Source organism: Nocardia sp. NPDC050175 (assembly GCF_044459885.1).
Taxonomy (GTDB): Bacteria; Actinomycetota; Actinomycetes; order Mycobacteriales; family Mycobacteriaceae; genus Nocardia.
Genome location: NZ_JBITJI010000002.1, coordinates 664,502 through 683,181 on the forward strand (window position 1 = coordinate 664,502; position 18,680 = coordinate 683,181).

Consider the following 18,680-nt stretch of genomic DNA (forward strand, 5'->3'; position numbering starts at 1 on the left):
CAAAGGTGTGTGCGATATGGCCAAGGAACTGCGCTTCGGCGCGAACGCCCGCGGGCTGCTCGAACAGGGCGTCAACGCCGTCGCGGACGCGGTGAAGGTGACGCTCGGGCCGAAGGGCCGCAACGCGGTGCTGGAGAAGCTCACCGGCGCCCCGACCATCACCAACGACGGCGTCACCATCGCGAAGGAGATCCAGCTGCGCGATCCCTTCGCCAACATGGGCGCGCAGCTCGTCAAGGAGGTGGCCACCAAGACCAACGGCGTGGCCGGCGACGGCACGACCACCGCGACCGTGCTCGCCCAGGCGATGGTGCGCGAGGGGCTGCGCGCCGTGGCCGACGGCGCGAATCCGATCCAGCTCAAACGGGGTATCGAGCATGCGACAGCTGCCGTCGTCGAGCTGCTGCGGGAACGCAGTCGTGGCATCACTGAGGAGGCGGAGCTGCGGCACGTCGCGATGCTCTCGGCGAACAACGACAGCGAGATCGGCGACGTGATCGCCGCGGCGCTGGCCAAGGTCGGCGTGAATGGTGTTGTCACCGTGGAGGAGTCGCCGCAGCTCGGGCTCGGGCTCGGCTACATCGACGGCCTCGAGTTCGACCACGGGTACCTCTCGCCGTACTTCGTGACCGACAAGGACCGGATGGAGGCGGTGCTCGACAACGCGTACGTGTTGCTCACCAATCAGAAGATCTCCACCGTGCAGACGCTGATGCCGGTGCTCGAGCAGGTGCAACGCGCCGGGCGACCGCTGGTGATTCTCTGCGAGAACATGGACGGCCCGGCACTGAGCATGCTGGTGACCAACAACGTGCACGACACCTTCCGCTCGGTGGTCATCCGCGCGCCCGGGTTCGGGCATCGCCGGGTGGCCGAATTGGAGGATCTGGCAACGGTTCTCGGCGGCACCGTGGTGAGTGCCGACTCGGGCGTCGCGTTGGAGAACATCCGGATCGAGCACCTCGGCCGGGCGCGGAAGGTGACCGTCACCGAACGGTCGACCACCCTCGTCGACGGCGCGGGCGCGCCCGACGACGCGAAGGCGCGGATCGCTCAGCTCGAGCGCGAACTCGAACGCGCCGAGAACGAGCATGATCAGGACAATCTGAAACTGCGCATCGCCAGGCTGTCCGGGTCGGTCGCCGTCGTGCACGTCGGCGCGGCCACCGATGTCGAGCTCAAGGAGAAGCTGCACCGGGTGGAGGACTCGCTGTCGGCGACGCGGGCGGCGATGGAGGAGGGCGTGGTCGCGGGTGGCGGCACCGCGCTGCTGCAGGCGCAACCGGCGCTCGACCTGCTCGAGCTCACCGGCGATGCCGCCGAGGGGCGCGAGATCGTGCGCCGTGCCGTCGAGGAGCCGTTGCGCTGGATCGCGATCAACGCCGGATACGACGGCGACGAGGCGGTGGCCACCGTCGCAAAACTGCCGGTCGGGCATGGCTTCAACGCGATGACCGACGCCTACGTCGACATGTTCGAGGCGGGCGTGATCGATCCGCTCAAGGTTACCCACTCGGCGCTGCGCAGCGCCGCGTCCATTGCCGCGCTGCTGCTCACCACCGAGACACTGATCGTCGAGGAGATCATGGTGAACCCCGGTGCGATCATCGCGCCCGGATTCGGTGACCTGGCCGAGGGGCTCGTTCGGCCCTCCAACATCTACTGACCGTCCGACAATGGGGTGTTCGTCACGATCGCCGCCCGGCACCAGCGGGAGTCGGGCTGTGTCGCGGCAGCCCGACCCACCGCAGAGGGAGCGCCATGATCTTCATCGTCGTCAAATTCAAGACCAAGCCCGAATGGACGGACAAGTGGCTCGATTTCGTCGCCCCGTTCACCGCTGCCACCCGCGCGGAAGAGGGCAACCTGTGGTTCGACTGGTCCCGCAGCGTCGATGATCCGGCCGAATTCGTTCTGGTAGAAGCATTTCGCGATGCGGCGGCCGGTGGCGCGCACGTCGGCAGCGACCATTTCAAGGCCGCGATAGCGGACTTGCCGCAGGCCCTCGCGTCCACGCCGAAGATCATCAGCCAAACCATCGATGCGAGTGGCTGGTCCGAGATGGGGGAGATGAAGGTGGGGTAGGCCCCGGGGTTTCGGCCTCAGCGGGAGACGATGTCGCGGAGTAGGTCGGCGGTGGCCTCCCACAATTCGCGTTGGACGGTTTCGTCCCGCCCCGGTTGCGGGCATTGCAGGGGAGCGGCGTCTTTCACCGAGAAGTAACCGCCGGTGGTGCCCGCTAGCGAGGGGTCGGTCGCGAGTCTGGCGATGATTCCAGCGCCGCGCCCGGGATCGCCTATTCGCAGACGCTTAAGGATCCTTTCGAGCGTGCCCGCGAAGGGCAGTTCGCGCCCGAGGCCGCTGGTGTTGAAGCCCGGGTCGCAGCAGTTCGCGGTGACACCGGTGCCGGTCAGTCGCCGGGCGAGTTCCTGGCTGAACATGATGTCCATCAGTTTTGTTCGCCCGTACCGCCTCGACGATTCCCGGCGGCTGTAGTCGTCGGTGCGGGTGAGGTCCCGGGTGGGGTCGATACCGCCGCTGTGTCGCGCGGCCTCGGACGCGACGGTGACGACGCGTGCGGGTGTCGATGCGACGAGCTTGCCGCGCAGGGTATTGGTCAGGACCCAGGGGGCGAAGTAGTTGACCGCGGTCATCTCGCTGAACCCGTCCGGCGTTACGCGCTGCGAGAAAGCATGCAGCCCAGCATTATTGATCAGAACGTCGATGCGTGGGTAGTAGGCGTCGACCTCCTCTCCGGCGCGCCGGACCTCCGGCAGCGACGTCAGGTCGGCCGCGAACGAGTCGACGGGCGCGGCCGGGGCAAGCGTCTCGATCTCGGCACGAAGGTCGTCGACCTTGCCGGGGTTGCGGGCGATGATGCCCAGTCGGAACCCGCGGTGGGCGAGGTCGAGGGCGACGAGACGGCCGAGGCCATTGGTTGCCCCGGTGATGACAGCTACCGGTCGATCGTTCATGGCATGCTCCGCTTCACCCGATAGTGAGGTACCTCAACAATGTAGCATTGCTGAGGTACCTCACAATCTAGGGAGTGTCGATGGGCAAGCAGGGGCGCGACGTCGAGACCGTCGGGCTGCGCTATCTGTCAGTGGCTTATCAGGTGCGCAGGGCGGTCGACGGGCACATGGCCGACAATGGGCTGTCGCTCGCGCGGACGAAGATTCTGCGCATCCTCGACCAGCATGGACCGGTCCGGCAAGGTTCCCTCGCCACCGAGCTCGGGCTCGCCGCCCGTTCGATTACCCAGGCCGTCGAAGGCCTGGAGCGCGATGGGCTGGTCGAGCGCGACACCGATCCCGCCGACCGCCGGGCCAAACTGGTCGCCCTTACCGCGGCAGGCAGCGCGGCACTCGCCGCGGGCACGGTCGCTGGGGAGCGAGTCCTTCGGCAGATATTCGGCAGCCTCACTCGGGAGCAGTCGGCGAGCCTGGACGACCTGCTCGGACTCATCGAGGACGCCGCCGCTAGTGCTCGCCGCTAATGGAGTGTGCGTGTCTGCAGTCTGTGCTTCGCGGCAGCTTCCGGCCGGCCGAGGGCAGTGGCGAGCTCGGCCAGGTAGTGGGCGACCGGCTCGAGGGTGATCAGGCCGCTGCCTGCTCCGGCGAGTTCTGTTGCGGCGGGCAGTAATTGGTCGTAGCAATGGCGCATTGTCGGTTCGTCGCCGAGGGTGAGGGCGGCGCGGGCGAGCAGGCAGGTGCGTAGTTCGAGCAGCAGGTCTCGTGGCGAGCCGGGGACGGTTTTCAGTGCTGCGGCTGCTTCGTCGCGAAGTCCGTTGTCCAAGAGGATGATCGGGCGGACCCAGGGTTCGTATGGTCCCCATCCGGTGGGCGCGTCTTCAGCTGGCATTCCGTGTTGCAGGCGCAGACAGAGCAGGGCGAGGGGGAGCAGGCCCTGTTCGACTCCGGGCATCCCGCTGCCGGTGAGCAGTTTGGCGGCGGCGCGATACGCGGTCTCCGCGTCGTGGTGGCTGCCGGTGATCGCGGTGCGGAGGGCGGCGTACCAGTGGGTGAATACGCTGACCATCGGTAGTCCGTAGTCGGCGGCCAGTTGGTCTGCTGCGGCTGCGTGAGTGGTTGCGGAGGTGAGATCTGCTGTTGCGCAATCTGATTGAATGCGGACGAGATGGCCGAGGACCTCGAAGACGACCAATCGATGTTGGCTGCCGAGCGTGATGAGTTCGTCGCCGATGCGGGCGCGTTCCGCGCTCAGGCCGGTGCGCTGGAACGTGTGCATGAATCGGCCGTTGAGGGCGAAGGCCAGCAGTGCGGGATCGTCGAGCTCCCTGGCGATCGTCTCGGCTTCCTCGGCCGCGTGGAGTCCGCGGTCGTCGGCGGCGCCGCGGAGTTCGAGGGCAATCGTTGTGCACAGTCTTGCGCGCAGTTCACGGTCTTCGGCGGGGAGGACCGCGAGGGTGTGCTCGGCGGCGGTCACGACGTGGTTTGCCAGGTCGGGATCGTCGTTGGTGGTCCACACGGCGGGGACATCGAACGCACTGATCACGCGGGCGGCTCGTACTGGGTCGGCCCATTGTTCGGCTTGTGTGATGGCCAGCCCGCGGTAGTGGCGAGCCTCGGCGAGGCCGCCCGTGACCGCCAACGTCCTGGCGAGTCCGATGGTCGCTTCGAGTTGCGCGGGGAGGTCAGGTTCGGGCATTCGGTCGAAGGCCTCGAGGGTTGCGCGCCACTGCCGTACCGCCTCGGTGAGGGCGAATGCTCGTTCGGCCTCGAGTGCCGCGGCTCCGGCGTACCGCGCGGCGCTCGCCGCGGTGGCACGGCTCTGTGCTCGGACGAAATGATGTGCCAGAACGGAAACATCTGTGGTGCTGATCTTTTCGAGGAGTACACCGATCTCGCCGTGCCACTGGGCGCGGCGTGGGCCGCTGATGTCGCCGTACACGGTATCGCGAACCAGAGTGTGGGTGAAGCGCAATCCACCTGGTATTTCAGTGAACAACCCTGCTGTGAGCGACATTTCGAGGCCGTCCAGTGCGCGGCTCTGGTCGCCCGCGAGGTCGATGAGGATCTCGCGATCGATGTCTTCGCCGAGCACGGCGGCCTGCTGGACCAGGGTCTGCGCGGACCGCGGCAGCATGGACATGCGATGCCGGATGACCTCACGGACGCCTGGAGGGATGGTGTCCAGCGCCGCTGCCCCTTCGTCGCGGAGCAGCCGGGCCAGTTCGCGAACGAAGAAGGGATTTCCGTTGCTACGCCGGTGAATTCGCGGGCCGTACTGTTCGGCGGTATCGGGTCCGGCGATCCCGTTTACCAGTGCGGCGGTGTCGGTTTCGGATAGGCCACCCAGGTACACGCGAACCGGTTCAAAGGGAGCCACCTTGCCCAGCGTGGCGGTGAGTTCGGTGCTGATCTCCGTGCTGCGGTATGTGGCCAGTATGAGCACCGGGCCTGCGACGCCTGTGGTGACGAGAGCAGAGAAGAGATCGAGGGTTTCCGCACCGGCGTTGTGGATGTCGTCGAAAACCAGTAGAACGGGGGTGCTTTGGGACACCGAGGCCAGATAACCGGCAGCGGCCCGATGAAACAGGAACCGTGCCTCGGCCGGATCTGCGGCCACGACCTCGGCGGGACCGCGCGCATCCGCTGGCGGTGCTGCTCCTGCAGCGGTTAGTCCCGCGAGAATCCTGGTCCACGCCCAGCCCGGCGGGACGCCGAGGTCCGCTGGACTTTCGCCACGTGCAGTGATCCAGCCACTGGCGGCGAGGGCGGACGAAATCTCTTCGGCGAGCGCGCTTTTCCCGGCACCGGCCTCGCCTGCCAGCAAAGCCAACCGCACCCGGTTGTGCCGGGCAGAGTCATTGGCGGCGTGTTGTATCGCAGTGAATTCCAGTCGTCGCCCGACGAAATCCCTTCCGGACGGCGAAGTTCGGGCGGCGGGGAGCAGGTGTGGCGGGTGCGCGTCGATGTCTGCCGCCACACTTCGACGCCCGACGAAACCCTGTCCAGGCGGCGTAGTTCGAGCTGCGGGGAGCAGGTGCGGTGCGTGCGCGAGGATGTCTGCCTCCACACGCTGGAGCTCAGGACCAGGGTCGGCGCCCAACTCGGTGCGCAAAAGGTGACGGATGCGGCGCAGCGCTGCCAGGGCGTCGCTCTGCCTGCCCGATCGGTAGAGGGCGACGGCGAGCAACTGCCACGCGTGTTCACGCAAAGGATGCTCGGAGAGCAGGGAATTCAGTGCAGGCACGGCTTCGGCGGCCCGCGCGAGATCGATCAACGCGGCAGCACGATGCTCGACGGCCAACACCCGCAGCCCGTCGAGCCGATCGACTTCCGCACGCGCCCAACCCTGTTCGGCAAACTCCGCATACGGCGGGCCTTGCCACAGCGCCGATGCCGCATCGATCGTCGTCAACGCTCGATCGAACTGTTCGGCCGCGAGCAACTCGGTGGTACGAACAACAGCGTCCTCGAACCGGTCCGCGTCCACCGCCGCCGCCTCGGTACGCAACGCATATCCGGTCGCGACCGTAACCAGCACCTCAGCCGGTGCACGCGGTGCACGATCGGGTTCCAGCACTCGCCGCAAGTCGGCGACGAACGTCTGAATCGCCCCCACCGCACCCCGCGGCGGCCGCTCCCAGAGGTCATCGATCAGCTGATCCACCGAGACCATCCGCCCCCGCGCGACGAGCAATCGCGCAAGCACCGCCCGATGCCGCGGCCCCTTCAACGGAAGTGCTTCTCCCGCCCGCTCAGCGCCGATGGGGCCGAGCACACCGAACCGGAGCTGGGTCATGCGCCCACCGCCGCACTCAGTCGCTGCTGACCCGTTGCTGAGTGCGCGCGCAAAGACTGTCCGGCGTCACCCACGAACACCAAAAGGACACCTCATGACATCGAAGATTACCGGATTCACCTACCAGCGAATCCCCGTCGCCGACCAGGTAGAACTCAACGTCGCAGTCGGCGGCACCGGCACCCCCATCGTGCTCCTACACGGATTCCCACAGACCCACCTCATGTGGCGTCACGTCGCCGCCGACCTGGCCGCCGACCACACCGTCATCTGCCCCGACCTACGCGGCTACGGCGACAGCGACAAGCCGATCGAGACCGACGCCAGCACCTACTCCAAGCGCACAATGGCCGCCGACATCATCGCGGCCGCCCGCACCCTCGGCCACGACCGATTCGCACTGGCAGGCCACGACCGCGGCGCCCTCGTCGCCATCCGCGCCGCCCTCGACCACCCCGACACCATCACCCACCTGGCGTCACTCGATGTCCTCCCCACCCTCGACATGTGGGACGTCATGCACGGCGTCACCGCCGCAGTCGGCTTCCACCTCTACCTGATGGCACAACCACCAGGCCTCCCCGAACAAATGATCGCGGCAACGTCCGACGCCTTCTTCGGCCACTTCCTCGACATCTGGACCCGCGACCCCGCCGCCATCCCACCCGAAATCCGCACCGCCTACCTCCGCGCCAGCGCCGCCGCCGTCCCCAGCATCGTCGCCGACTACCGAGCCTCCGCAGGAATCGACCTCGAACACGACCAAACCGATCGCACCGAAGGCAACCACCTCCGCATGCCGGTCTCTGTCCTCCAACAAGATTGGGGCGCCGCCCTCGGTTTCAACGCCGAATCCCTCTGGCGCACTTGGGCCCCCAACCTGAAGCACACCACCGTAAGCTGCGGCCACTTCATGGCCGAAGAATCCCCGGCCACCGTCACCCAAGCCATACGCGAGCTCCTGACCCGCTGACATACCGCGCGCCCGCACTGATCCCGCAGTGCGGGCGGCACGCCTAGTGTTGCCAGACGTCAGCGAAACCCGGTACCGCCGTTAATTCTTCGACCCACCGCCACCGATGCAAGTCTGCGCGCTCTTCTTCAAGGCTGGTCATCATTCTCGGCACCAAGGGCGCCGCCACCGCAACTGTGCCATCGAGAACTGACGGGAACTGTTCGACACGCAAAGATCTCGTGCGCCCTCGGCAGGGCAAGGTAGTGCGGGTGCCAATGGATGATGATTCATATACCGATCTTCAGGCACTCTCTTAGCAAGTGATCGATATATGAATCTTTTCGGTCTCCGAGTACGTGTGCCCGCTCGCGTAGCGGCTGATGGTGACGCCGCATGCCTGGCATCGATCACCGCTCATTGTGTCCTTCTAGACGCTCTCCGCTGCACTGAGCTGGGCGAACCAAGTCATGATGGATCGCTTGTAGCCGTCTGGCATGTTCAAGCCCGCTATCTCGCCTTCACCAAACAACCCGACTTCCTTGTGTTCGTGGGACAACACTGGCTCGGCGTCGGTGTCCGGGTAGCAGCCGTAGGTCACGACGAACACATGCTTCTCGACCGCGTTGATGTAGTAGATCCATGAGTCGAGAATTGGCCCGGTGGTGACCGGCCACTGCGTCTCCTCAGTGATCTCCCGAGCCACGCATTCCTCAGGCGTTTCGTCGATTTCGATTCTGTCGCCTGGCAATTCCCACTCTTCGCGCTCGTTCTTCAGCAGCAACACCTGGCCGTCGCGGACAACCACGCCTTTAACTGAAATCGAGTACATGTGCGGCACGTAACCGGAAGTCATGCCGCGACGCTAGCACCGGCCACCGCCTAGGAACTGCTGGTCGGCGTTGACCGTTTGTCAGTGGACGCCCCAGTGACCCACAGCGCACGGTTGAGCCCATGTTGGTTGACTTGCAGCAGGATTGGGCGGCAGGTCAGCAAGTCGAAATTGACGGAGTGATCGCTCGGTTCAGGTCGGCACACTCGCAGGCTGCTCGAGAGGGCGACCGATCCGGCGGGCCGAAGCGGACGGTCAATGGCCTTAGCGCCGACGACGATGATCGGTGACAGCGGAAGGCAAGCGCCGGGCGTTCGGATGACTGCCATCTGGTGATTTCCCACAACACACCTCGGTTTGGCGTTGTGTGAGCAGTTCAGCGTCGGGGGCCTTCGGTAAGGCGGATCGCCGATTGGCAGGGTTCACGGCCAGCCCTCCAGTAGTATGCATTTCGTTGGGTAATAGCCTACTGAATGCATACTCTTTGGGAAGGTGGTGCTGGTGACTGAGCGTCGCAGCACTTTGTTGCCTAGTGAACTCTGGCGAGTACCGCTGCGGACCGTGCGGCCGCAGGACTTGGCTGGTATCTACGCTCAACCGCGGCCCGAGGTGGCGCGGCTCGTCGATCGAGGTGTGTTGCACCGCGTTGCTCACGGCTACTACATCATCGTCCCGCCGGACTATGTCGGCCGGATCTGGTTGCCTGGACTCGAGGCGGCCGCCGCAGGTATCGCGTCGTCGATTTACGGAGCGGATCGGGCCATTGTCATGGGCATCAGCGCGGCGCGCATGCTGGGAGCCGTACCTCGTGCGCTGGCGAACGCGGTGGTTGCGGTTCCGAGTCAGCATCGGCCGATCGCACTGACCGACCGCTCGGCACAGGTTCGTTTTGTCCGTCGTGATACCGGCGCACTCGACGCTGAGCGCGTCGAAACGCCACTGGGTCCAGCACTGGTGACCACTTCGGAACAGACCGTACTCGATCTTGCCCGTCGCCCGGAGCTGGGCAATGCCGAGGCCGAGGTACGTTCGGCGATCGCGACGCTCTACCGTCGTAGCGATTTGTCGAGACTTGCACAGCTCGCTGCAGATCAGCATTTGGGCGCGGCACTTCGACGTGTGGAAGGTTGGGTCGGGGCATGAGTGTCGGCGAACGTGACAGTGTCGCAGTGCAATTCGGGGTCGCCCCGGAGCAGGTAGAACGCGACCACCTGATCTCCCATCTGTTAGCGGCAATCAGCCGCGGGTTCGGTGACCGGGTGCACTTCATCGGCGGAACTGCTCTTGCCCGTACACATCTGGTGAACGGCAGGCTCAGCGAAGACATCGATCTGGTCGCGTTGGACAACCGGACGGTACTGGCAGCCGAACTGGACGCTGCTTTGCCGCGATCGGTCGCGCGGAGTTACGGTCGGCTGGAATGGGCACCGACGCTGAGCGGCGTCCCGGATACCGGGGCCGCCAATCTTCGCTCGGCATCCGGTGTGTCCGTCAAGATCCAATTGCTGTCGGCCCTAGGCCGAACGGTGTGGCCGACCGAACTCCGCGGTCTCGAGCAGCGATACAGCGACGTGCCACCGGCCGAGCTGTTCGTACCAACTTTGCCGGCCTTTGCGGCAGGCAAGACTACGACATGGCACGACCGGCGCGCAGCACGCGACCTCTGGGATCTTTGGGCGCTGAGCGACATCGGCGCGATCGACGGCGCTGCGGGAGCGCTCTACCGCAAGTACGGTCCGACCAACCGGCTCCCCGCCCCGCAACTGTTCGATCGTGCGCCAGATGAAGATGACTGGAACGCGCAATTGGCCGGGCAGACACAGTTGGTGATCAGTGCCGAGATAGCGCGGGCCGCGGTTCGAGATGCCTGGGAGCGTGTTGTGCAGGGACGGGCGTAGCCCTGCGCCAATACTGTGCCCTCGGCAGGATTCGAACCTGCGACACCCGCTTTAGGAGAGCGGTGCTCTATCCCCTGAGCTACGAGGGCTGGCCCGGTGGAGACCGGGACGTCGGGGAGTCTACCGGGTGGAGGGGCTGAGGCCGAAACGGATTCGTTGGTCAGGGTTTCTTGGTGCCGATGGCGATGATGTAGTCGGCCCATGGGCCCCAGAGGGTGAGGCCGGGGCGGCTGAAGGCTAGGCGGAGGGCGGGGTTTACTCGGCGCATGTCTTGGTCGCGGAGGCGTTTGGTGAGGTAGGTGGCGAGGGGGGCGTAGACCTCGCGGCGGATGGAGTAGGTGGTGACGTTGCTGAAGCCTGCGTCGATCAGGGCCTGGCGGTAGTGGTGGATGTCGAAGAAGTCGCGTTCGTGCAGGGTGCCGGGGAGGTTGCGGACGCCGGGGCGGTCGGAGAGGCGGACGATGGCCTTCGAGGCGCGGTTGGTGCGCGGGACGATGTCGGCGGTGACGAGTTTGCCGCCGGGCCGCAGCACTCGGTAGGCCTCGGCGAAAAACTTTGTGTACGAAGGGAAATGGAAGGCGGATTCGAGGGCGGTGACCTTGGTGCAGGATTCGTTCTCGCGCGGCAGGTCGATCGCGGAACCGTATTCGTAGCGGATGCGGTGGTCGAGGCCGAGTTCGGCGGCGCGTCGGCTGGCGATCTCGATCTGTTCGACGGCGATGTTCATGCCGATGATCTGCTTGGGTTTGAATTCCTCGGCCCACAGGAAGTCCTGGTCGCCGTAGCCGAAGCCGACATCGAGTTGGATGTCGTCGGGGCCGAGTTCGGCCTCGCGGGCCACCAGGCGGGCCAGATCTTTGCTCGCCTCGTCGAGGGTGGCCGGATTGTCGCGCCAGTAGCCGAGATTGATGAACAGCGAGTCCTCGCCGAAGAGGTTCTGCGGGCCGACTACGTCGTAGACCCGGCCGACCCGCTCGCTGGACGGCAGGAACGGCACCTTCGACCACTCGTAGCATTCCCTGGCCCAGCGCCGCGATCGCGTGCGCAGGTCCTCGACCGGAATATCGGCTGTGGTCAGCGTCATGAGCCCTCCCAGCATTGCTCTCGACCGGCTGCCGCCAGCCAATCCGGAATCGAGATGCTGACAGTCTCAGACAGTTTCGCCTGGACGTCAAGAGCCGTTGGTCAGCCAGCGGGCCGCACGGTCGAAGGCGGAGTCGCGCTGCTGATCGAATTCCTCGTCGGTGAAGACGGGCTCGGTGAACTCGGGTGGGATGCCCGCGCCGTCGAAGGTCCGGCCATCGGAGGTCAGGAATTCCTCGTTCGGCACGCCGAACCACCAGTCCGCGTGTGCGGTGCCGGGCAGCTTGCGCTCCATCACGTCGGAGAAGACCCCCTGGGTCGATTGGCCGATTCTTGTTGTGCGCGAAGGGCGTTCCAGTAGTGCCTGGGTGAAGGTCTCGCCGGCGCTGACCGTGGAGCCGTCGATCAGCAGCGCGATGGGTCCCGCGAAACCGGCGCGGGCAGGGTCGACCCGCTGCGCCTGGGGTTCGGTGGTGCGAGTCTTCTTGGCGTAGGCGAAATACGGTCGGTCGGTGAGGCGAGCGGCCAGTTGCAGGCCGAGGCTGTCCGAGCCGCCTCCGTTAACGCGTAGGTCCAGGATCAGTCCGCGCAGCCGGGACAGCCGGTCCGCAGTGAAAATCGCGTCGAGGGCACGGTCGAGTTCGGCGCTGTCGGCGGCGAAGGTCCGTTCCGCGGTGTAGCCGCTGAACGAGGAGACCCGGAGGTAGCCGTAGTCCTGTCCGGGCAGATCCGCGTAACCGATGCGGCCGTTGGCGTACTCGGTCAGCGGGTGCTGGAGGTCGCGACGCTGGACGAACTCTTTGACCCGCTGGTCGAGTTGCGGGCTCGGGATGGCCGTTCCCGGCCTGCCCGCGCCGAAGAATCCGGTGTCGCCCGCCGACACGACCACGTGTGCGTCGCGCAGCGGTGCGACCATGTCCCGGAGGATCGCGAAGAGTTCGGCGTCGTCACCGCGCTGCTCGGCAAGGTTGGCCTGATCCCGATAGCGGTCCCGAACCTGCTGCCAGTCAATGCCTTTCGCCGCGAAGAACGGATAGTTCTCCTGGAACGTCTGCCAGAAGACATCGAAGGCGGTGGGCTCGGCAGTGCCGGTACACGTTGTCGGCAAGGCGGGAAGTCGCCGGAGAGTGCGGTCACCCGGTGATCCGTCGATGTGCAGCGTGGCCCGATCGCGGTCACCGGGCCGCAGGGTGAGCACGTCCTTGCCGTCCGTGACGTACCTGCCCAGGTTTCCGGAGCGGGCGGCGGTCTCGTCTTTCAGGCAGCTGAGTGCGGTGAGCTGGTAGGTCTCCAAAGTGTCGCCGTGCACCCACAGCGCACTGCCGTAGTCGTCCACCTGCCAGAACCCGGCCGGAAAATCGGCTGCCGCGTTCCCGCACGCCGTGGTGATCGCGCCGACAGCCACCAATGCGGCGGCAATGACCGCGGTTCTCCTGCGCTGCATGATCATTCGTCAACCGTCCAGCACAGCAGGGTAGGGCCGCAACCGTGCAGGCGCGCGGGTCGGGGTGGGGCTAGCCGTACGCCGGACTAGACCCGCTCAGAAACTGCCGCCATCGAACCCGCCACCGCTGTCGAACCCGCCACTGTCGAACCCGCCACCGTCCCAACCACCACCGTCGAATCCGCCTGCGTCACTGCCGGAGTCGTAACCGGAGGTGTCACCGGAGCCGCCGACATCCCCGCTCGCGTCGTACCCGCCGTCACTGCCCCCGGCCGCCAACCCGTCCTGATACCCGTCCCCATATCCGCTCTCGAACCCCTGCGCGTCGTACCCGATCCCGGACATCCCGGAGAACAGCGACGAAAACAGCAGCGCCGAACCGAGACCCCACGCCCCACCGATCAACGCGGGCTTCCACCACGGCTCGGAGTACCACCCCGCGGGCACGGGGCGACCCGCGACTCGACCGCCGGGGTAGTAGTTCGGTGTCGCGGCAGACGGATCCGGCGAGGCCGCGATCTCTCGGCCGTCGTGCTCGACGACTCGGTTCTCCGTGACCTTGCCCGCCGCGTTCTGTCCGTCCAGGACGGGAACTTCAGGACCGGGATCCATCCCCATCGCACTACGCGCGGCCCGAATGTAATAGAGCCCTTCCAGCGCGGTCTGCTTCGCCAACCGCGCCTGCGCGGGCGTGCGCGCCTGATCGAGCTGCGATCCGGCGGCGAGCTGCCGCTCGGACGCGTCGACCAGGGCCTGCTTGGCCGCCTCGTTCGAGCCGGTGAGGTTGTAGATCTGCCCGCCGAGCCGCTCGTTGACCTGGCGAGCGTCGGCCAATGCGTCGGCGAGTTCGTTGGCCGTGCGCTGCTTGCTCTGCCGGGATTGCACCACGATGAGGGCGCCCACCGCCACGATCACCACGACGATCAGTAGCCACAACACCGTGCGTACCTCTTCCATTGCCGGGTCCGGAACAATGCCCAGTTTACTGGGCACTTGCTGAGATTCGGCTGAAAACAGACGGCGCGGTACGAAAGCTAGTGCACCGCGGCCAGTGGCCGTTCGGCCTGCGCCTCGTCGTAGTCGGCCAGGTCGAAAGTCTTTGTCTTCCAACGATAGAGCACGGTCGCGCCCGGCCAGTTGTTGGTGATGCGGCCCGCCGCGTTGCGATACCAGCTGGAACAGAAGTTCCACGGCGTGTCTTTCAGCCGCCGCTGCAGCCAGTCGTCCCACTGCTGTTCGGCGTTCGCGCGGGCGGCGAGGTAGCGGCCCGGCCGGTCGGTGAGGTACTGCACCACCTGCCGGATGTAGCGCGCCTGCGATTCCAGCATGTAGATGATCGAACCGGAGCCGACATTGGTGTTCGGGCCGTACATCATGAACAGGTTCGGGAAGTTCGGCACGGACAGGCCCAGGAAGGCGCGCGCCCCCTCGTCGCCCCAGACGTCGGCCAGCTTGCGGCCGCCTACGCCGTAGATGTTCATCGGCGCGAGGAACTCGGTGCCCTTGAATCCGGTGCCGTAGACGATGACGTCGACCTCGTGCTCGACGCCGTCGGCGGTGCGGATGCCGGTGGGCGTGATCGCCTCGATCGCGGTGGTCTCCACCGTGACGTTCGGCTGGGCCAAGGCCGGAAAGTACTCGTTGGAGAACAGGCCGCGCTTGCAACCGGCCGCGTAGTCGGGGGTCAGCTTGTCGCGCAGTTCGGCGTCGGGAATCTGCTTGACCCGATGCCGGTCGGCCAGCGCGATCACCGGCGTCTTCATCGCCGGAATGTCGGTCAGCGCCAGCGCGAGCACCTCGAACAGCGACCAGATCGCGAACCGTTCGGCGAGCCGGGTCGGCGGCAGGTACTTGAACACGGCCTTGTGGGCGGTGCTGTATTCGGTATCGAACTTCGGCAGCACCCACGCCGCCGAGCGCTGGAACAGCGTGAGGTGCGCGGCCGCGGGCTGAATGCGCGGAATGTATTGGATCGCACTGGCTCCGGTGCCGATGCAGGCGACGCGCTTGCCGGTGAGGTCGACCGTGTGATCCCACTCGGCGGAGTGGAAGGCGGGCCCGGCGAAGGTGTCGATGCCGGGGATGTTCGGCATGGCAGGGCGCGACAGCTGACCTACCGCGGGCACCAGAACGTCCGCGGTCAGCCGCGCGCCGTCGGTCGTGCTGACCGTCCACTGCCCGGTCTGCTCGTCGAACTCGGCGTCGGTCACCTCGGTGCCGAACCGGATGAACCGCTCCAGGTCGTGCTTCTCGGCGACGCCGCGCATGTAGGCGTGGATATCGCGCTGCTCCGAAAACCGCCGTGGCCAATCGGATTTGGGCTCGAACGACCAGGAGTACAGCGGCGACGGCACGTCACACGCGGCACCGGGATAGGTGTTCTCCCGCCACACGCCGCCCAGATCGGCGGCGCGTTCCAGGATGGTGAACGAGTCGAGCCCGGCCCGCCGCAGCTCGAGCGCCACGCCGAGCCCGGCGAAACCCGCTCCGATGATGATGATGGACGGCGTTGTCATGTTCCGAGCCTAAATGCCGAACCCGCAGGTCCGAAGAGATCCGCGGTCACTGAATCGGCATTTTCGGCCACGATGGGCGGTCAGTTTCCCGCGAGTTGGCGGGCGATGACGAGCCGCTGGATCTGGTTGGTGCCCTCGAAGATCTGCATGACCTTGGCCTCGCGCATGTAGCGCTCGACCGGGAAGTCCTGGGTGTAGCCGTAGCCGCCGAGCACCTGGACGGCGTCGGTGGTGACCTTCATGGCGGCATCGGTGGCGATGAGCTTCGCGACGCTGGCCTGGCGCGAGTAGGGGAGTCCGGCGTCGCGGCGCCGGGCCGCGTCGAGGTAGGTGGCGCGGGCCGAGTCGACGGCGGCGGCCATGTCGGCGAGCACGAAGCCGAGGCCTTGGTGATCGATGATGTGGCGACCGAACGCCTCGCGCTCCTTGGCGTAGGCGACGGCATCGTCGAGCGCGCGCTGTGCCAAACCCGTTGCGACGGCGGCGATGCCGAGGCGGCCGGAGTCGAGGGCGCTGAAGGCGATCGAAAGTCCTTGGCCCGCTTCGCCGATCAGTCGCTCGGCGGGCAGGAACGCGTCGTCGTAGGCGGCGGTGGTGGTCGGCACGGCGCGCAGGCCCATCTTCTCCTCGGGCTTGCCGAAGCTCAGGCCCTCGGTGTCGCGTGGCACCAGGAAACACGAAATGCCCCGGGAGCCTTCGCCGGTCCGTGCGAACAGGGTGTAGAAATCGGCGCGACCGCCGTTGGTGATCCACGCCTTCGCGCCGTTGATCCGGTATCCGCCTTCGACTTTCGTCGCCTTGCAACGCAGCGCCGCCGCATCGGAACCCGCGTGCGGCTCGGAAAGGCTGTAGGCGCCGACGGTTTCGCCGGACAGCATGCCGGCGAGCCAGCGCTGCTGCTGCTCGCCGGTGCCGAAGGTGAACAGCGGATGGCACGACAGGCTGTGCACGCTGACCGCCACCGCGACCGCCGCCCAGCGTGCCGCGAGTTCCTCCAGCACCTGCAGGTACACCTCGTAGGGCTGGGCGCCGCCGCCGAACTCCTCGGGATACGGCAGGCTCAGCAGGCCGGCCGCGCCGAGGGCGGGAAAGACGCCGTCGGGGAAGGTCCCGGTCTTCTCGCATTCGACCACCCGCGGCTCGAGCACCTTGTCGGCGATATCGCGGGTCAGCTCGAGCAGGTCCCGAGCCTCGGACGTCGGCAGCATTCGATCCACTGGCATACCCCTACGCTAGCGAGCGGACGCGCGCGGTGGGCGTCGGACCGCTATCGACCATGCAGGCGCGTCGCGTGACGGATGTGATCGATCGCTCATGGCGCGTGTAACCCACTGTGCCCGTTCGTCATCCGGCGGACGGTACATTCGATACGAACCTCGCTGGAAGGAATTCGACGATGCGCGGTATCCCTCGCGGTCGCCTGACGATCGTCGTGCTCGCCCTGATCGCGCTGAGCATGCAATTCCTGCTGGCCGAACCGGCATCGGCGCAGGCCGCGCCGGTGGTCGAGCGCAGCTTCGCCAACGCGGCGGGTGCGCGGGACTACTACCTGCATGTGCCGCCGGGAGATCCGACGGGCAAGCCGCTGATGATCTACCTGCACGGCTGCACCGACCCACAGCGCCAACTCGCCGACACCGGATTCTCGCTGACCAGGATCGCCGACGAGCTCGGGTTCGTGCTCGCCTACCCGATCCAGACCGAGGCGGCCAACGAGCGGTACTGCTGGAATTGGTTCGATCCGGCGAATCAGCCACGCGGACAAGGGGAGTCGTCGATCATCGCCGATCTGACCACCGCCTTGATCGGCGAGTTCGGGCTGGATCGTTCGCGCGTGTACATCGGCGGATACTCGGCGGGCGGCGCGATGTCCACGGTGCTGGCCGCGGCCTACCCGGACCTGTACGCGGCCATCGCACCCATGGCGGGCGGGCCGTATCAACTGGATCCGCAGACGTTCAGTGCGGATCTCAGTGGCGCGTCGATCGTCGCGGCGATGGGAGCGCGGGCGCGGCCGGTGCCAGGGTTCTTCTTGCAGGACTTGGCCGATCAGACCAGCCTGTATCCGATCGGCCGTGCGAACCTGGCGCAGTGGCTCGGCGCGTACCGGCTCGCGGGCGACGCTGCGGTGCCCACGATGCCGAGTATGGTCACGGCGACCTCGGATCCGGTGCCGACTACGGTCGAGCGGTACGACGCGGGTAGCTGTGCCCTCGCCGAATTCCGCACGCCGATCGGGCCCGACCACATCGCCGGCGGGTTGCTGATGCAATCTGAACGTGGCATCGGGCTGCAACGCGACATGATGAATTTCCTTCTGGCCCATCGGCTCGGCGGATCACGCCAGGCCTGCGGATGAGTATTCTGTCGGTAAATCCGACATAGACGACCGGTCGGCCTTCTATAGGCGTGCAAATGTAATTGCATTTCGCGGGCGCGAGCCTTGCTGTGGCATGGGCGAATTCGCGCTGGTCACGGCGGTAGCCGCTAGTTGTCCGGCTGCGGCCGGATGTCGGGTTTTGTCTCATTCGGATGTTGTTCGGCAGGTTAGCTGGCGCAGTAGCGCCAAAGCGACTAAGACAGTGAACGGTTCGATGGGGACGGACCGGCATGTCGGCGGCCACGCAGGGGGTGTCGCCGCCATTCCGGTCCGGTGGGGATTACTTCGGCAATTCGAGGTAGTCATGACCCATTCGGCTGGTCTATTATCTGCGTATGAATGCAGATAGCCAGGAAGGTCGGCCGTCACTCGCGGAGGACCAGGTCGGCCTGGTTGTCGAGGTTTTCCGGATGCTGGCCGACGCGACCCGGGTCCAGGTGCTGTGGGCACTCGTCGACCGCGAACTGTCGGTGAACGACCTCGCGGGCTACATCGGCAAACCCGCGCCCTCGGTCTCCCAGCACCTGGCCAAGCTGCGGATGGCGCGCCTGGTCAGCACTCGCCGCGCCGGCACCACGATCTACTACAGCCTGGAGAACGAGCACGTCCGGCAGCTGGTCGTGGACGCCGTGCACAACGCCGAGCACGCGGGTCCCGGCGTGCCGCCGCATCACCGTGGCGACGCCGTGCGTGAGCTGCCGGCGCACCGTACCGGAACCGCGGAATGACCTGCACGAAATAGAGGACTGGACAACGGATCTCGGAGCGTGGCGTGGTGAATACGACGGATAAGAACGGCGACGA

At 66.3% G+C, this 18,680-nt stretch carries 16 protein-coding genes and 1 tRNA gene; 8 read left to right on the plus strand and 9 right to left on the minus strand.

Going from position 1 to position 18,680, the window contains the following annotated elements:
- Positions 1–16: 16 nt before the first annotated feature.
- Positions 17–1,666 (plus strand): chaperonin GroEL, encoded by a 1,650-nt coding sequence (gene groL / locus ACIBK2_RS08685; protein ID WP_396965126.1) that lies wholly within the window; start codon positions 17–19, stop codon positions 1,664–1,666.
- Between the two features lie 95 nt (positions 1,667–1,761).
- Positions 1,762–2,085, plus strand: coding sequence for a putative quinol monooxygenase (locus ACIBK2_RS08690; protein WP_396965128.1), 324 nt, complete (start codon positions 1,762–1,764; stop codon positions 2,083–2,085).
- 17 nt (positions 2,086–2,102) lie between these two features.
- Here the strand turns inward: ACIBK2_RS08690 and ACIBK2_RS08695 are convergent, their stop codons facing one another.
- Entirely contained in the window at positions 2,103–2,975 is an 873-nt protein-coding gene (locus ACIBK2_RS08695) for an SDR family NAD(P)-dependent oxidoreductase (protein WP_396965130.1), read from the minus strand.
- A gap of 80 nt (positions 2,976–3,055) precedes the next feature.
- On the opposite strand from ACIBK2_RS08695, the gene ACIBK2_RS08700 reads away from it, so the two are divergent.
- Complete coding sequence (locus tag ACIBK2_RS08700; RefSeq protein WP_396965132.1) at positions 3,056–3,499, plus strand: MarR family winged helix-turn-helix transcriptional regulator; 444 nt, start codon at positions 3,056–3,058, stop codon at positions 3,497–3,499.
- Here the strand turns inward: ACIBK2_RS08700 and ACIBK2_RS08705 are convergent.
- Entirely contained in the window at positions 3,496–6,771 is a 3,276-nt protein-coding gene (locus ACIBK2_RS08705; RefSeq protein ID WP_396965134.1) for a BTAD domain-containing putative transcriptional regulator, read from the minus strand. The two genes, ACIBK2_RS08700 and ACIBK2_RS08705, sit on opposite strands and share 4 nt — an antisense overlap.
- A 94-nt stretch (positions 6,772–6,865) precedes the next feature.
- On the opposite strand from ACIBK2_RS08705, the gene ACIBK2_RS08710 reads away from it, so the two are divergent.
- Positions 6,866–7,744, plus strand: coding sequence for an alpha/beta fold hydrolase (locus ACIBK2_RS08710; RefSeq protein WP_396965136.1), 879 nt, complete (start codon positions 6,866–6,868; stop codon positions 7,742–7,744).
- Positions 7,745–8,153: 409 nt separating this feature from the next.
- Here ACIBK2_RS08710 and ACIBK2_RS08715 read toward each other — a convergent pair whose 3' ends face one another.
- Positions 8,154–8,579, minus strand: coding sequence for an NUDIX domain-containing protein (locus ACIBK2_RS08715; RefSeq protein ID WP_396965138.1), 426 nt, complete (start codon positions 8,577–8,579; stop codon positions 8,154–8,156).
- 468 nt (positions 8,580–9,047) lie between these two features.
- Here ACIBK2_RS08715 and ACIBK2_RS08720 point away from each other — a divergent pair, with 468 nt between their 5' ends.
- On the plus strand, positions 9,048–9,698 hold the full coding sequence (locus tag ACIBK2_RS08720) for a type IV toxin-antitoxin system AbiEi family antitoxin (RefSeq protein WP_396965140.1): 651 nt from the start codon (positions 9,048–9,050) through the stop codon (positions 9,696–9,698).
- Complete coding sequence (locus ACIBK2_RS08725; RefSeq protein WP_396965142.1) at positions 9,695–10,453, plus strand: nucleotidyl transferase AbiEii/AbiGii toxin family protein; 759 nt, start codon at positions 9,695–9,697, stop codon at positions 10,451–10,453. Before ACIBK2_RS08720 ends, ACIBK2_RS08725 begins: the two co-directional genes overlap by 4 nt.
- 16 nt (positions 10,454–10,469) lie before the next feature.
- Here the strand turns inward: ACIBK2_RS08725 and ACIBK2_RS08730 are convergent.
- The 6 genes from ACIBK2_RS08730 to ACIBK2_RS08755 all read right to left on the minus strand — a co-directional run bounded on the left by ACIBK2_RS08730 (position 10,470) and on the right by ACIBK2_RS08755 (position 16,719).
- A tRNA-Arg gene (locus tag ACIBK2_RS08730) sits at positions 10,470–10,542 on the minus strand.
- Positions 10,543–10,613: 71 nt separating this feature from the next.
- Entirely contained in the window at positions 10,614–11,537 is a 924-nt protein-coding gene (locus tag ACIBK2_RS08735) for a methyltransferase domain-containing protein (protein WP_396965144.1), read from the minus strand.
- Positions 11,538–11,624: 87 nt separating this feature from the next.
- The gene (locus ACIBK2_RS08740; RefSeq protein ID WP_396965146.1) at positions 11,625–12,980 is read right to left on the minus strand and encodes a S41 family peptidase; all 1,356 of its coding nucleotides are present in this window, start codon (positions 12,978–12,980) and stop codon (positions 11,625–11,627) included.
- Between the two features lie 96 nt (positions 12,981–13,076).
- Positions 13,077–13,937, minus strand: a complete 861-nt coding sequence (locus ACIBK2_RS08745) for a DUF1542 domain-containing protein (protein WP_396965881.1) — start codon at positions 13,935–13,937, stop codon at positions 13,077–13,079.
- 77 nt (positions 13,938–14,014) lie between these two features.
- The gene (locus tag ACIBK2_RS08750) at positions 14,015–15,496 is read right to left on the minus strand and encodes a flavin-containing monooxygenase (protein WP_396965148.1); all 1,482 of its coding nucleotides are present in this window, start codon (positions 15,494–15,496) and stop codon (positions 14,015–14,017) included.
- A gap of 80 nt (positions 15,497–15,576) precedes the next feature.
- Positions 15,577–16,719, minus strand: a complete 1,143-nt coding sequence (locus tag ACIBK2_RS08755) for an acyl-CoA dehydrogenase family protein (protein WP_396965150.1) — start codon at positions 16,717–16,719, stop codon at positions 15,577–15,579.
- A gap of 173 nt (positions 16,720–16,892) precedes the next feature.
- Between ACIBK2_RS08755 and ACIBK2_RS08760 the strand changes: the two genes are divergently transcribed.
- Complete coding sequence (locus ACIBK2_RS08760; protein WP_396965152.1) at positions 16,893–17,855, plus strand: alpha/beta hydrolase family esterase; 963 nt, start codon at positions 16,893–16,895, stop codon at positions 17,853–17,855.
- Between the two features lie 356 nt (positions 17,856–18,211).
- Positions 18,212–18,604 carry an ArsR/SmtB family transcription factor gene (locus ACIBK2_RS08765; RefSeq protein ID WP_396965154.1) on the plus strand — a complete coding sequence of 131 codons (393 nt, stop codon included), beginning with the start codon at positions 18,212–18,214 and terminating at the stop codon, positions 18,602–18,604.
- Positions 18,605–18,680 lie beyond the last annotated feature (76 nt).

Excerpts from the sequence above, each read along its gene's own strand:
- ACIBK2_RS08750 (WP_396965148.1), bottom strand. The coding sequence starts at position 15,496 with ATGACAACGCCGTCCATCATCATCATCGGAGCGGGTTTCGCCGGGCTC.
- ACIBK2_RS08755 (WP_396965150.1), bottom strand. The coding sequence starts at position 16,719 with ATGCCAGTGGATCGAATGCTGCCGACGTCCGAGGCTCGGGACCTGCTC.
- ACIBK2_RS08740 (WP_396965146.1), bottom strand. The coding sequence starts at position 12,980 with ATGCAGCGCAGGAGAACCGCGGTCATTGCCGCCGCATTGGTGGCTGTC.
- ACIBK2_RS08765 (WP_396965154.1), top strand. The coding sequence starts at position 18,212 with ATGAATGCAGATAGCCAGGAAGGTCGGCCGTCACTCGCGGAGGACCAG.
- ACIBK2_RS08710 (WP_396965136.1), top strand. The coding sequence starts at position 6,866 with ATGACATCGAAGATTACCGGATTCACCTACCAGCGAATCCCCGTCGCC.
- ACIBK2_RS08760 (WP_396965152.1), top strand. The coding sequence starts at position 16,893 with ATGCGCGGTATCCCTCGCGGTCGCCTGACGATCGTCGTGCTCGCCCTG.
- ACIBK2_RS08745 (WP_396965881.1), bottom strand. The coding sequence starts at position 13,937 with ATGGAAGAGGTACGCACGGTGTTGTGGCTACTGATCGTCGTGGTGATC.
- ACIBK2_RS08695 (WP_396965130.1), bottom strand. The coding sequence starts at position 2,975 with ATGAACGATCGACCGGTAGCTGTCATCACCGGGGCAACCAATGGCCTC.
- ACIBK2_RS08690 (WP_396965128.1), top strand. The coding sequence starts at position 1,762 with ATGATCTTCATCGTCGTCAAATTCAAGACCAAGCCCGAATGGACGGAC.
- ACIBK2_RS08700 (WP_396965132.1), top strand. The coding sequence starts at position 3,056 with ATGGGCAAGCAGGGGCGCGACGTCGAGACCGTCGGGCTGCGCTATCTG.
- ACIBK2_RS08715 (WP_396965138.1), bottom strand. The coding sequence starts at position 8,579 with ATGACTTCCGGTTACGTGCCGCACATGTACTCGATTTCAGTTAAAGGC.
- groL (WP_396965126.1), top strand. The coding sequence starts at position 17 with ATGGCCAAGGAACTGCGCTTCGGCGCGAACGCCCGCGGGCTGCTCGAA.
- ACIBK2_RS08705 (WP_396965134.1), bottom strand. The coding sequence starts at position 6,771 with ATGACCCAGCTCCGGTTCGGTGTGCTCGGCCCCATCGGCGCTGAGCGG.
- ACIBK2_RS08735 (WP_396965144.1), bottom strand. The coding sequence starts at position 11,537 with ATGACGCTGACCACAGCCGATATTCCGGTCGAGGACCTGCGCACGCGA.
- ACIBK2_RS08725 (WP_396965142.1), top strand. The coding sequence starts at position 9,695 with ATGAGTGTCGGCGAACGTGACAGTGTCGCAGTGCAATTCGGGGTCGCC.